The sequence below is a fragment of the Shewanella gelidimarina genome (assembly GCF_023283945.1).
Taxonomy (GTDB): domain Bacteria; phylum Pseudomonadota; class Gammaproteobacteria; order Enterobacterales; family Shewanellaceae; genus Shewanella; species Shewanella gelidimarina.
Genome location: NZ_JAKIKW010000013.1, coordinates 37,672 through 50,916, shown reverse-complemented (window position 1 = coordinate 50,916; position 13,245 = coordinate 37,672). Strand labels below are relative to the sequence as shown.

Sequence of the window (13,245 nt, the reverse complement as noted above, 5' to 3'; positions counted from 1 at the left end):
ACTATTATTTATTAGTGACGGCTATAAATCAGCCGTCATTTTAAAGAATTACATTGCAAAAGGATGAAGCACATTGAGAAAACCGGCAAATAAATATCTTTTAATCAGCCTACTTTTTGCCGTAGGTTATATCTCAAATACTACGGCAGCAGAGGCTAAGCGCCTTACTGCCAGTGATATCCATTGCGATCTAACCGTCCAAGCAGCCCCGCTTTATCAAACCGAAAAGCGAATTCAATATCGCCAATTAAGCAACGGTTTACAGGTGAGAACCTTAGCAATTACGGATTCGGCATCCATTTCAATCGCCAGCCAGTTTGATGTTGGCTCTCGAAATGAAATTAAAGGGCAAACTGGCTACGCGCATCTATTTGAACATATGCTCTTTAAGGGCAGTGAACATGCCCCCGGTGACAGTTACGCTCAAACCATGAGTGAGCTCAGCGGTCAGTTTAATGCCAGTACCTTTTTTGATTTCACTAATTATTACTTAACCATTCCCGCCCCAGCACTGGAACTAAGTTTATGGTTAGAAGCCGATCGTTTTAGGTATCCAGCGCTAACCCCTGCCACCGTTGCTAACCAGCAAGGCGCAGTGCTCGAAGAGATGGCCACCAGCATTGATAACCAACCTTATGTGCGTAAAGCGATGGAGTTTTTGCTAGCGCAAGTTCAAGGTACGCCCTATGGACATGCGGTTATTGGTAGCATTGCTGACGTAAAAGCCGCGACACCTGAATCGCTCAATCAGTTTCACCAGCGTTTTTATCGCCCCGATGCAATGCAGTTAAGCTTAGTGGGTAACCTCCCCGCAAACACCAATACTTGGATAGATAATAGTTTTGCCAGCTGGCAACAGCCACTTGCCGCTAAAGTCGCCATGTCAGCTCTCACCATTGACGCAAAACCGGTTCACGGTGAAATAGTTGATGAACGCGGCCCGTGGCCAGCGGTGTTACTCGCTTGGCATACTGCAGGAACTGATTCGCCAGATGCCGCTGCACTGGCGTTGCTCGAAGCGCACCTGTTTCAAAATAAAAGTAGCTTGATTGAACGCACCAGTCTCAGCGATCCCGACCAACTCCTTAGCTATTCAATTCCGCTCAAAATGCAGCATCATGGCGTGACCAATCTGGTATTAGTCCCCCGAGCCCGCACTTCACTCGATACCTTAACCGAGAACGTTGAAAAGTTAATTGGATCGGTAACGGTAGAGCCCATACCAGCGCAACAACTTTGCCAACTAAAGCAGATATGGCTAGATAAAAAGCTCTCAATATTAGATAGCCCATCGGGACTGGCTCGAACCCTTTCAGCGACTTTTCCGCAAGATAGTTCAGCCCCGTTAACCGCCCAATGGCAGCGAATAAATGCCGTCACGGCGGCAGATCTACAGCGCGTTAGCGAGCATTATTTTACGCACAAACGCGTCAGGCTCGACTTACTCCCCCCTTGGCACATACGTGCTGCCAAAACGATTCTTGAGTGGTTGCCAAAGGGAACAGCGGATGATCTTGAAGAGAGTGTAATGTGATGAAGCATCGGATACGCATGATCTATATAAGAGTTGCCAGTGTAAGTTTAATGGTTTATTTAAGCCTATACCTACTGGGCTGCCAACAGACTCAAATAGACTTTACTGCCACAGCTGCAACCAGTCTGCCCAAGTTTAACCCCATTCAAGGCGCGCCAACGCTAAAGCCCATGCGTTTTGAGCAAGCACAGACCATTCAACAACAAATAATGTCTAACGGCAGTCAGTTGTTTAGGGTTAACGATCCAACATCAGGTTTAGATCACCTCACTCTCGTGGCTTATAGTGCTCAACAGCCATTTAAAAATGTAGACGTGTTGATGAGAGCGTTTGAAGAAAAGCGCCGTTGGCTGGTCGCGAGTCAAGAGCAGGGTTGTGCCGAGAGCCTAACGTTTAGCCCTTCGCTGCACAGTATCGCGATTGGTATTAGTTGCCACCAACTTCCCACACAAGCCACTGAGCTGCTAATGAGTTTTTGGCGCCCACACAACTTTGATGACATCGACATTGCTAATGTTAGGCGGCAATTAAAGCTCGCTAAACATATCAATGCTTTTAGTGGCGCAGAGATCAATACCGTCTGGGCGAGAACCATTCTCGGCGAAGAACATATCTATAACCAAGCGCTCAACGACAGCTCACTTGCCGATAGTTTAACGCTTGATAGTCTTAACCACGTTAGAGAGCAGATAGTGTCTCAATCGAGTTGGGCTGTATTAGCCAACCAAAGACTAATTAATGCTAGAGCTAAGCCACCACAAGCATTACTCTCCGGCGCTGTGGCATTAAATAGCACCACCAACATAACCCAAGATAGCAATATTCATTCTAACGCGCAGATAATGCAGAACATGCCTGTGGTTCCTTTAGGCAATAGCAGTAAAACGATCTACATTATTGACGCCCCTGGCAGTGTACAAACTCAAATCAGAGTCGGCTATCCAATGGTTAGAGACTTAAATGACACACAGGAAAATCAGGCATTATTACCCAGTGACGCGAGTAGCAATGCTCAAGACTGTCAGTTGCTGGCAAGCTGGTTAGGGCGCAGTTTTTCGGGCCGATTATATTACGACTTACGTGAGGTTCGCGGTTTAACCTACGGTATTTACGGTCGCTGTTATGACAATCCTCTTTCGCGCTCTATCAAATTTTATGGCAGTACTAAACTTGAGCACACGGGCGCCTTTATCGATGGCGTACTCAAGCACTTAACACTGGCCGCTGAGAGTCCGGCCAGTCAAGCAGAGTTAACCGCAGTCAAAACCTATAACACCAGTAAATTACTGCTACGCCAAGATAACCCTATGGCGCTAGAGCTTGATACTATTAGGCAGCTCACCTCTGGCTACTCACCTTTATATCAGCAAGCATTCGCCGACAAAATCGATGCGCTCACCGCGGAGCAACTGCAGTCCATTGCCGCCGATGTGTTTAGCCGTCCGCCTTATATTGTGATCCGTGGCGACGCAGAAAAAATCAATGCAGATCTTAAACAGAAGCTTCCTGACTGGCAGCTGATTGAAGTGTCTGCTAATTAATCGCTATAATGCGCGCCTTTCTGATTTGAATACGACCCACTAATGACATTGTTAAGCGCGCTAGCAGCAGACACAAAAACAGAGCTTGAACCATTACAGGCTGGACCACTTGCGCGCTACAGGCAGCAACTAGCGCACACAGAATTTATCGATGACCCGAGTCAATACCAAGCGATTGAAGCCTTAGAGGCATTGTATCTTGCGCTCACATCCTCAAACTCAAGTCGCCCTGCTCATCGCGCGTTAACTGGGCTGTATTTATGGGGTGATGTCGGCCGTGGCAAAACGTTTTTAATGGACCTCTTTTATAACAGTGTTGAAAACACGCCAAAATTGCGGCTGCACTTTCATCGTTTTATGGCGCGAATTCATCAAGAGATGATGGCGGAATCCGGTAACAGAGAACCGCTTGCTCGAATTGCTAAACGGATTGCTGGCGAATGTAAGCTACTGTGTTTTGATGAGTTCTTTGTATCTGATATTGGTGATGCAATGATCCTCGGTAAGCTATTTGAAGCCTTGTTTAATGAAGGGGTGACCTTGGTCACCACCTCAAACATCCCCATTAATGAGTTATACCGAAACGGCTTACAGCGCCAACGATTTTTAGCCACTATCGACTTATTGAATCAGTTTACTCAAGAAATTCATCTCAACGGTGAAGCTGACCATAGGCTGCGTCACTCGGTTTATCAACAGCGCTATTTTATTAATAACACTGGCACTGCGCAAAGCCAACATAGCGCCTTCGCAGAGCGCTTTAGCACGATGACAGCATCGGCAAAGCCTTGCGCTGCCAAACTCGTGGTGCATAGCAGAGTGATTGATACTATAAAGTATACCGACAACATCGCTTGGTTTCGCTTTGATGCACTATGCGATGGACCACGTTCTCAGTTAGATTATATTGAAATAGCCACTCGCTTTAACACCGTCATGGTATCAGAGGTGCCTATTTTAGGCGGTGAGCCAAGAAGCTGGATCCGCGCACGCGGCACAGAAGATGGCGTTATCGCCATCGAAACGGGCGAGCGACAGTTGTCGTATGCGGTAAATGATGATCCTGCAAGGCGTTTTATTAGCTTAGTCGATGAGTTATATGACCAAGGCGTAACACTCTATATTCAAGCTGATGTTGCGATGGAAGATTTATACACTGGCGGAGCGTTAAGCTTTGAATTTAGACGTACTTTAAGCCGACTCACCCAAATGCAGTCGTTAACTTACGTAAAAGGCTAACGCGGCCGACTCTCGCGTTATGAGCTCAACTTGCCTCAGCAACACCGCTTTTATCGTAGTCACTTGGATTTAGTGACTGAATTTAGCGACAGGATAAACCCGATAACGGCCCCTAGCCGATAGCATGATTTTAGTGATAATGAATCACCTTGTAATACTAGGGGCTGTTGATCTTTCGAGCTTGGTTTTTGTTCGATTCTTTACCGTAAGGAGTAATGATTTTAGTACAAGGATTGAGCGATGATTTAGCAATCTAAGCGAAAAGCGCGTAACGAATTCTTGTCATAAAAGACTAAAAGCATTGACACGAACCCTAAGGGCCGCGTTTCTTGGCTATTTTTACGGTGTTGTAGGCTATTTGTGGAGAATGACTAAACGACATAGGCTCCGCCTTGTCAAAATAGCCAATAAACTGCGACGAAGAACAACCAACAATGGCTAATGCTCTGTAGAAGCTGTGCGCGTTAGTGAATACCATCAGGATATGATACTGCTAAATTAATAAGAGATGAACACGGTCGTTACCCGTTCTAAAACATGGATTTAAACATATAGCTTTCAAATGTGGATATCAGAGTGGTGTATGACAGAATAGTGTGCGACAAAAGCGAGCTTAAACAAACATCGCAATCATGCCGCCTATCGTCGCAGCGGCTTTTACATATTGGCCTACAGTGTACGAAGAGTCTTCCTTGTCTTCGATTTGATCTGGATGATCTAAGCCTAACGCTCCAAAAGCAAAAGACTTTAAATCGGTTGTCTCATCAGTATCGGCTGTGGCAGGCGTTTGTTGCTCAAGCATTAGTTTGTCTTTCCCCGCCTCTGAGAGCGTCACTGATGTATCAGATACATTCGATTGAGCCGTGGGCTCCACTCGAGGTTGCTTGGTCGTTTCTGTCACATTTGCGGCCGACAATCGACTGTTAACGCTCGCGAGTGCATCCAAGTTATTAGCCAAATTACTGCTTACACCGCTAACGTATGTCATCAAATAGTCCTTTAAACAACTGCAGGTTATATTGATGTGTATAGTAGCAGCAAAACTATCAAACTCTCGTTAATGAAAAGTAAAACATGATACAAAACGTATCTTTGTTACAGACTGATTTAACTAAAAAAAACGTACAGTATGACCTGAAGACAGATAGTGGTGTTCAGTGTCACCATAGGCGCTAATATCCAGCTGAGTCAGGCGCGTAATCAAGTGTAATAGTTGATCACCTTTTGGGTTGGCAATACTGTCGTTGGTCAAAATCATAAACTGACTGCTTGCGCTAAAGTGAGCTCCAAACTGGCTCACGCTGACACGGTGATTAACCAGATACTGCTTATCAATCCAGCGCCCGCCTAAATAAATTGCATCACTGGCCGCAGAAGCGACCATAACCACTCCAATATAACTCGGTTCATTAGCGATAGCTTGATTGATTTGAGCAAATGGCTCTTGGTCATCGTCAAGGATCAGTAAGTGCACCTCTCCCCTAACGTTCTGCAATAATCCCTCTAGATCTTGCACTGTACTGTCAACAATGACTAACACGGCTGAGTGCTCAACGTTGAGCAAGGATGTTGTTGGGCGCTCATTCGCTGTGGCTTCATTAACAAAAAGTAGGCAACACAGCAAAATCAGCCACGTTAACGGGAACTGTCTAGGAAACTTAATCTCTGCAGATGCTGTTTTTATATCGAGTGCTGGATCAAATTCAGTATCCAGTGCCGAGTCTGACTCGGCAAATAAACTGAGATGAGTCAGGCTGTCATTGAAAGTGGAGTATGTTGAAATGTGCTTTAGGCTATCCATGTCAGGCCTCCTACATAGGCTTAGATTTCCTCGGTGTATGTAGGTAATGCATAGAACAAACCAGTTTTACAATTAGTTAAATTTCAGTTAGATAACTCAATAGCTTTCAAACTTTAGGTATGGCGACGACGGTTATTTCTATTTTGCAGCGCAATCTGCAATAAAAAAGCGGCATGAACTAAGCCATCCCGCTCTTTATTTTACATGAACTGTTTTGCTCTGCTGACGAGATGCTGTTAATTAAGGATCTGCTGATAAATCTCAACCACTTTTTCAGCATGATGCTTCACGTCGCTAAACGGCAAAATAGTTTGCACCTGTTGCAAAGTCAATCGATGGCTTTCGTCACGAAGATGACAATAAGCCTGAGTTAACGATTGGGCGCTAGCGATAGGGATAAGTTCAAGCTCTGCAAGTTGCTCAAAAATACGCACATTGTCGGACCAAAAAGACAACGACGGATACTCACTGGCATTAGCAAGCACAAGATATTGCGCAATAAACTCGATATCGGCGATACCACCGGGACTCTGTTTAAGATCAAACATGCCATCACCCACCTTAAGCAGATGCTCACGCATTTTAAGTCGCATATCCCGCACATTCTTTGCCAGTACCGCATTATCACGATTCGACTCTAACACCTCAGATCTTAACTCATTAAAACGACTCGATAAGCTATTATCACCAAACATAAAGCGAGCTCTTACCAGTGCTTGATGTTCCCAGGTCCACGCTTCTTTTCGTTGGTAATCGCCAAAGTGCTCTATCTCGCTAACCAGTAAACCCGAAGCTCCAGAGGGACGTAGACGCATATCAACTTCGTACAACTCACCCGATGTCGTGCGCGTCGAAAACAGGTGCAATATCCGCTGTGCCAGCTTTAAATAGAAGTGACCGATATCAATCGATCTATCACCATTGGTTTGCCCACCCTGCTTAGCATTATGTAAGAAAACTAAATCAAGATCAGAACCATAGCCAAGTTCTAAGCCACCAGCCTTGCCGTAGCCTATCACTGCAAAGCCCATCTCATTAGCCTTGAGGCTTTCGGGCACCCCATGACGAGTGCTCACCTGCAACCAAGCTTGTTGCACCACTTGTTCAATTATCGCCTCTGCTAAAAAAGTAAGATGGTCACTCACTTGCATTACAGGTAAGACGCCCGTGACATCTGCAGCGGCAATCTTAAGCTGTTGCGACAACTTAAATTGCCGTAACGCTTCCATCTGCTGCTCCATATCACCTTCAGGAATGCGTAATAGATATTGCCTAAGCTCACTGCCATAATCATCAAGTGAGGTGGTGTCATACAGCTGCGCGGGATCAATAAGCTCATCAAGCAACATGGGGAATTTTGCTAACTGCTGTGCAATCCATGGACTAGCACAACAAAGGCTGACCAATTGTTGTCTTGCCCCTGGATTTTCATAGAGCAATTCAAGGTAGGTTGTACGGGTTAGGATCTGATCCAGTACTTTGGAGACTGGCTCAAATGCTTTTGTGGGTTGTGAGTGTGAGGACAAGTCACACAATAATCTTGGCATCAGTTTATCGAGCGTTTCTCTGCCGCGTGGACCGATTGTCCTACGCACTACCGTGTCGTGCCAACGCTTTAACATGGGCCACAATTGCAACTCAACCTCTTGTTCATCTAAAATCGCGAATGCGGTTTCTTCCTCCTGCGCATTCCATAATTGCTGCGACCAAGTTTCACTTTTATCATCTTGATTATCGCCACCAACAGTCTCTTTGAAGTGACGATGAATACAGGCCATTGCACCTTCAATTTGTTGCCTTAGATCCATCTCATTATCAGCATTTAAGGCCCAACATAAACGGTCCCAATCCAATTCTTTAACCGGCAGGGTTTGAGTTTGCTCATCATTAATGGCTTGCAGCAAATTTTCGACACGGCGCAGCAACAGATAACTGTGCTTAAGTTCATCAAGCGCGAGATACTCAATTTGCCCTAACTGGTACAGCGTCTCAATGGCGGCAAATAAACTTTGCTGCCTTAAGGAAGGCTCTCTTCCCCCGCGTATAAGTTGAAAGCTTTGCACCACGAACTCCACTTCGCGAATGCCACCCGCCCCTAGCTTTATATTGTCGGTCAGTTTTCTACGACGAACTTCTTGAGTGATAAGGCCTTTCATCTTTCGCAGTGATTCAATGGCAGAAAAATCAAGATAACGGCGATATACAAATGGTCTCAATAAATCGTGCAGTTCATCGGAGTCTGCCGTCCAGGGGCCCAACGCACGCGCTTTTACCATCGCGTAACGCTCCCAATCCCGGCCTTGCTCTTGGTAATAGTCTTCAAGGCCACTAAAACTAACCACTAAAGGACCACTTTCGCCATAGGGACGCAAACGCATATCGACCCGATAAACAAAGCCGTCAGCCGTCACTTGATGCAATAAGTTAACTAAACGTTGTCCCATACGGATAAAAAACTGTTGATTGTCGATTGAGCGTCGTCCGCCAATCGTTTCACCGTGTTCAGGAAAGGTGAATACCAGATCAATATCAGACGAAAAGTTTAGCTCTCGGCCACCGAGTTTACCCATGCCAAGGATCAATAGCTTTTGTGCCACCCCTTCAGGGCTGGTGGGTGTACCGAGCGTTGCGCACATATCGTGATATAGCCAATCACGCCCCGCAATAACCAGTGCCTCAGCTAATACTGATAGATCTAATAAAGATTCTTCCAGCGAGGTGTATCCCATAAAATCTCGCCAAGCGATCCCCACCATTTGGCGGTTACGATATTGACGCAAGATTTGCTTAATCTGCTCTTCGTCATTCACCGCACTTAACAACTCATGCAGATCGCTGGCGAAAGACTTTCGGTCAGTGCCGTTAAGCTGAGATTCAAATAGCCCTGTTATCCATTGCGGGTATCGACATAACTGGGTGGCAACAAAGTCACTTAACGCCATGATGGTTTTAAGCTCTTGTTGCTGCTCATTCGACAAGGAGGCTAGCGCCTCTGGAGAGATATCGACGAATCTTTGCCAGTAGTTTTCAACGTTAGCAGCCATTTGAGTGGAAACTTCTTTTTTACCCCGTAAAGCCGCGCGCATAATAATCCCTAACAATTCTTACTATCGACATATTATGTCCACAGTGCTATAAAAATGTGATTGAGTTTTTTAAATGATGTTGGCTAGATGAGCAATTAAGTGCTTATAGCTCTTTGAAACATCAATCATTGTATTTTTGTGCTTTAATACAGAATACTATACCCAAAGCTGTAGTAATTGCAGTACAGCAAGGCTGTTTCTCTAGCAAATTCAATATTTCAGCACATGACAGGTTAATTTTATGTACTTAAATATCAAGTTAAAAAGAGAATATAATCCCGAGTCGCTGCTAATCATTAGCGCTTACCTTAACTGATTTTTGGAGAAAGCATGGCAGGAATGCTAATTCGTGTTCTCACCGTTATATTGGCGTTATCACTTGCAGGATGCGGTGATGATAGACCAGAGCAAATAGCAAAGTACCAGCAGCTCAGTCAGCAACGCTTGGATACGCTTAGCACCATGCTCAATGACGGCCAAGTGCGTAATGCAAATTTATTGCAGCAATATACGCGTATTTTATCTCAGCAAAAACCTGATCTAGTGCCACTGCTAAATCAGCTCGCTACTGATGCGACTGCTCGAGGCCCAATGTTTACCTCGCTAACCCGCAGGTTAACTGAAGCTCAGAATGCAGCGAATTTTGTTGATCTCGATCAGCAACTCGCCGAAGTTGAAAACCTATATCAGGCAATGGATCCAAGTCTTTATAACGACATGCTTTCAGATCAACTCAATGTGGTTGCAGATATGTCTGATGGCGCGCTTGCCCGAGTCAATTCCATCAGTCGCGAAGCTGCTACTTTGGCGAATGGCTCTGAAGACTTTGGCGCTGGCAGCCAATTAGTAGGCAACCCTTCTTATGGTAACTGGCAATCAGGCTCGAGTGGGATGTCAATTTGGGCTTGGTACGGCATGTACTCGATGTTCTCGAATCTAACCCGAGGCCCTATCGGATACGATCGCTGGTCAAGCCGTCGTAACTATAGCTATTACAATGATGTTGGCCGTTATCGTTATACCTCACCTAAACAAGCCAGATCGCAAACTCAAACCTTTGAGCGCACCAAAAAGCAATTTAGTTCTCAAGGTAAGAAGTTTGACAGTCCATACGCCAAATCGCGTACAGGCTCTACCAGCTTGTCGAGACAAAGTACCAGCACGCCTAAAGCTAGTTCAACAGGACGCACTGCGAGTAGCAAGAGCAAGTTCCGCTCAAATTACTCTAAAGACAGTAGCTTTCGTAATTCAAGCAGTCGTACTACTCGCGGTGTTCGCCGAGGCAAATAATTAAGGGACTCTCATGACATTTTTTCAACACTACGGCATCACCCCAGAACTACTGATTATTTTGGCAATTGATCTAACCATTGCCGTGTTACTGCTGACATTAATGCGTTATTTGCAAGGCTGGACTATCAAGGTAAATAGTCGTAAAGAGCTTGCTGAAAACGACAACTTTGCTTTTGGTATCAGCACTGCTGGCGCGGTTGCGGCATTGGGTATTGTGCTGACTGGCGCTATCACTGGAGAGGCAGCGGAATCCTACCTAGTCGAAGCTATTGGCATGTCCGCTTACGGTTTGTTTGGACTGATACTGATTAAACTAGGTCGATTTTTGCATGATAAAGTGGCACTAAATGAGATTGATAAAAATGCCCTGATCATTAAAGGGAATGTCTCAGTCGCCATTGTCGATGCCACGGCAGCCATTGCAACCGCCATTATCATTCGCTCAGTGCTGATGTGGGCGGAAGACCTTACGGTTTATACCTTTATCGCTATTTTTAGTGCTTTTGCTATCTCGCAGCTCATGTTAGTCGTACTGACGCGTGTGCGTGCCAAGCGCTATGCTGGCCGCAATCAAAATGCTTCTATGCAGGCGGCACTGGCTCAAGGTCATATCGCTTTAGCGATTAGGCATAGTGGCTATATGCTTGCGATGGCGTTTAGTTTTAATGCGGCAAGTCACTTTATTATCTTCAATCCAGAAGCTTATGTTGCCAATCTATTCGGTTGGTTAATGTTCTCTGTCATTATGCTGATGTCTTTGTCTATTTTGATAAAAATTGTCAAAAAGTTAGTCCTCGCCAACATTGATCTGTTTGATGAAGTAGAGAAGCAAAATAACATTGGTGTTGCTGCTGTTGAAATGGCAATCAGTGTTTCAATCGCGCTTATTCTCGCGGCGTTAATGGCCTAATGTAAGCCTAAAGATGGGAGCGGTTATTATCGCTCCCTTTTTCATACCATAGATAAACCAATAGACTCACCATGCCAAACACCTCTCACAGCGACACCTTAACTCCGAATACAATAAAGCCGGCAAAACTAGGCTGGTTTGATGATCTATTACTGCTGGGCATTATGGCCGTTCTGGCAGGCTGCGGCTTGATCTATGAGTATCTACTCTCACACTATGCAGGCCGCATACTCGGCGCGCTTGAAGCCGCTATTTACACCATGATCGGCCTGATGATCGTATCCATGGGTATTGGGGCCTTTGCCGCGCGGAAAATTCGCTGCGCCTTTACCGGCTTTGCCGTACTTGAGCTCAGCGTCGCGCTATGTGGCTCATTAGCCATTTTGATCACCGCTAGTGTTATTGGTTTTGGCCAACAGCTACCGTTAATCGTGGCTCAAACACTCGGTCTTCCAAGCGATCAACTCCCTAATGGCGGGTTTATCGCAACCTTACAAAAACTCAGTGAGTACTTACCTTATTTTTGGGGAGTATTACTGGGGTTAATGATTGGTATGGAGATCCCGTTAATCGCTAGGGTTCGTCAGGCTTTGTCTGACGAACACTTGATGCATAATGCGGGCACTATCTATGGCGCTGACTATATCGGCGCTGGCATTGGCGCAGCCATCTGGGTAGGCTTTATGCTTGCCATTGATATTCAGTTAGCCGCGTCGTTAACCGCCAGCTTTAATTTACTCGCTGGCTTTCTATTTATTTGGCGTTTTTGGACTAAAATCCGCCATGTGAAACTGCTGCTCGTCGGCCATATTGCTGCAACAGGCGTACTTCTCTTATTAGCACTGCATGGCCCCTCTTGGGAGCAAAGTTTTAATAACTTACTCTATAAGGACAATGTGGTTTACGCTAAAGCAACGCGTTTTCAGCAGCTCACTTTCACTGAACGCTTAAGAGGAAATGGACTCGGTCCGGTTCACTCGCTCTATATTAACGGCCGTCTACAGTTTTCGAGTAGCGACGAACACATATATCACTCCTTTTTAGTCCACCCTACGCTTGCAGCCAGCGCGCGTCATGACAAAATTTTAATCATTGGTGGTGGAGATGGCTTAGGGCTTGCTCAGGTGCTTAAGTGGCAGCCTAAACAGGTCACATTAATGGACTTAGATAAGGAGCTGGTAAAGCTATTCAAAACGCCAGACACCGATATGCCTGCACATCTAACGAAAGCATTAATGGCACTCAATAAAGATGCACTGAATGACCCTAGAGTTAGACTGATATTTGACGATGCTTTCAATGGAGTAGACCAATTACTTAAAAATGAGGAAAAATTCGATGCCATTATCGTTGACCTTCCTGATCCAAGCCATCCCGATCTTAACAAGCTTTATTCAGATACTTTCTATCTGAAACTAAAGGAACTTATGAGCCGTGACGCTGCCATAACAATACAGTCAACATCACCGTATCATGCGCCCAAAGCATTTATTTCAGTGGGTAAGACTTTGGAGCTAGCTGGCTTTACGGTGGATCAATACCACCATAATGTGCCCAGTTTTGGCGAATGGGGTTGGACTATTGCGACATTAAGCGGAAAAAGTGCCAAATCTAGACTAGATGAAATACAGCAATTACCCATAGATGATGCTTGGTTTACGCCAGAATTAATGCATGCCGCTTTTGCATTCCCGGGTAATTTCTATATCGATAAACAAGCTATCAAACCAAATACCTTGGGTTCGAGTCAGTTATACCAATACCACCAGCAAGCTTGGTTAGAAAATCAGTAAAGCTTATTTTTTACACCGCAAAGATAGCGCTTGACATATTATGTCCTG

General features: G+C 45.3%; 9 protein-coding genes. 6 read left to right on the top strand and 3 right to left on the bottom strand.

Annotation, left to right across the window (positions count from 1 at the left end; genetic code table 11):
* Window positions 1-73: 73 nt before the first annotated feature.
* Genes L2729_RS12360 through zapE form a run of 3 tightly spaced genes read left to right on the top strand, consistent with a single transcriptional unit; the run spans window position 74 to window position 4,314 of the window.
* Entirely contained in the window at window positions 74-1,534 is a 1,461-nt protein-coding gene (locus tag L2729_RS12360; protein WP_248988547.1) for a M16 family metallopeptidase, read from the top strand.
* On the top strand, window positions 1,534-3,075 hold the full coding sequence (locus L2729_RS12355) for a M16 family metallopeptidase (RefSeq protein ID WP_248988546.1): 1,542 nt from the start codon (window positions 1,534-1,536) through the stop codon (window positions 3,073-3,075). Before L2729_RS12360 ends, L2729_RS12355 begins: the two co-directional genes overlap by 1 nt.
* A 42-nt stretch (window positions 3,076-3,117) precedes the next feature.
* Window positions 3,118-4,314, top strand: a complete 1,197-nt coding sequence (gene zapE / locus L2729_RS12350; protein WP_248988545.1) for a cell division protein ZapE — start codon at window positions 3,118-3,120, stop codon at window positions 4,312-4,314.
* A 613-nt stretch (window positions 4,315-4,927) separates the two neighbouring features.
* Here zapE and L2729_RS12345 read toward each other — a convergent pair.
* The 3 genes from L2729_RS12345 to glnE all read right to left on the bottom strand — a co-directional run bounded on the left by L2729_RS12345 (window position 4,928) and on the right by glnE (window position 9,201).
* A complete protein-coding gene (locus L2729_RS12345; RefSeq protein WP_248988544.1) occupies window positions 4,928-5,302 on the bottom strand; it encodes a hypothetical protein in 375 nt (124 codons plus the stop codon).
* A gap of 123 nt (window positions 5,303-5,425) precedes the next feature.
* Window positions 5,426-6,115 (bottom strand): DUF4347 domain-containing protein, encoded by a 690-nt coding sequence (locus L2729_RS12340; RefSeq protein ID WP_248988543.1) that lies wholly within the window; start codon window positions 6,113-6,115, stop codon window positions 5,426-5,428.
* 236 nt (window positions 6,116-6,351) lie between these two features.
* Window positions 6,352-9,201 carry a bifunctional [glutamate--ammonia ligase]-adenylyl-L-tyrosine phosphorylase/[glutamate--ammonia-ligase] adenylyltransferase gene (gene glnE / locus L2729_RS12335; RefSeq protein WP_248988542.1) on the bottom strand — a complete coding sequence of 950 codons (2,850 nt, stop codon included), beginning with the start codon at window positions 9,199-9,201 and terminating at the stop codon, window positions 6,352-6,354.
* 330 nt (window positions 9,202-9,531) lie between these two features.
* Here glnE and L2729_RS12330 point away from each other — a divergent pair, with 330 nt between their 5' ends.
* From L2729_RS12330 to L2729_RS12320, 3 genes are all read left to right on the top strand, one after another.
* Window positions 9,532-10,491 (top strand): hypothetical protein, encoded by a 960-nt coding sequence (locus tag L2729_RS12330; protein ID WP_101092500.1) that lies wholly within the window; start codon window positions 9,532-9,534, stop codon window positions 10,489-10,491.
* 13 nt (window positions 10,492-10,504) lie between these two features.
* Window positions 10,505-11,404, top strand: coding sequence for a DUF350 domain-containing protein (locus L2729_RS12325; protein ID WP_248988541.1), 900 nt, complete (start codon window positions 10,505-10,507; stop codon window positions 11,402-11,404).
* Between the two features lie 71 nt (window positions 11,405-11,475).
* The gene (locus L2729_RS12320; protein WP_248988540.1) at window positions 11,476-13,197 is read left to right on the top strand and encodes a polyamine aminopropyltransferase; all 1,722 of its coding nucleotides are present in this window, start codon (window positions 11,476-11,478) and stop codon (window positions 13,195-13,197) included.
* The last annotated feature ends 48 nt before the right edge of the window (window positions 13,198-13,245 follow it).

Bases quoted from the DNA above. Each gene is read 5' to 3' on its own strand.
- L2729_RS12325 (WP_248988541.1), top strand. From the start codon at position 10,505: ATGACATTTTTTCAACACTACGGCATCACCCCAGAACTACTGATTATT.
- L2729_RS12340 (WP_248988543.1), bottom strand. From the start codon at position 6,115: ATGGATAGCCTAAAGCACATTTCAACATACTCCACTTTCAATGACAGC.
- L2729_RS12320 (WP_248988540.1), top strand. From the start codon at position 11,476: ATGCCAAACACCTCTCACAGCGACACCTTAACTCCGAATACAATAAAG.
- L2729_RS12330 (WP_101092500.1), top strand. From the start codon at position 9,532: ATGGCAGGAATGCTAATTCGTGTTCTCACCGTTATATTGGCGTTATCA.
- L2729_RS12355 (WP_248988546.1), top strand. From the start codon at position 1,534: ATGAAGCATCGGATACGCATGATCTATATAAGAGTTGCCAGTGTAAGT.
- L2729_RS12345 (WP_248988544.1), bottom strand. From the start codon at position 5,302: ATGACATACGTTAGCGGTGTAAGCAGTAATTTGGCTAATAACTTGGAT.
- zapE (WP_248988545.1), top strand. From the start codon at position 3,118: ATGACATTGTTAAGCGCGCTAGCAGCAGACACAAAAACAGAGCTTGAA.
- glnE (WP_248988542.1), bottom strand. From the start codon at position 9,201: ATGCGCGCGGCTTTACGGGGTAAAAAAGAAGTTTCCACTCAAATGGCT.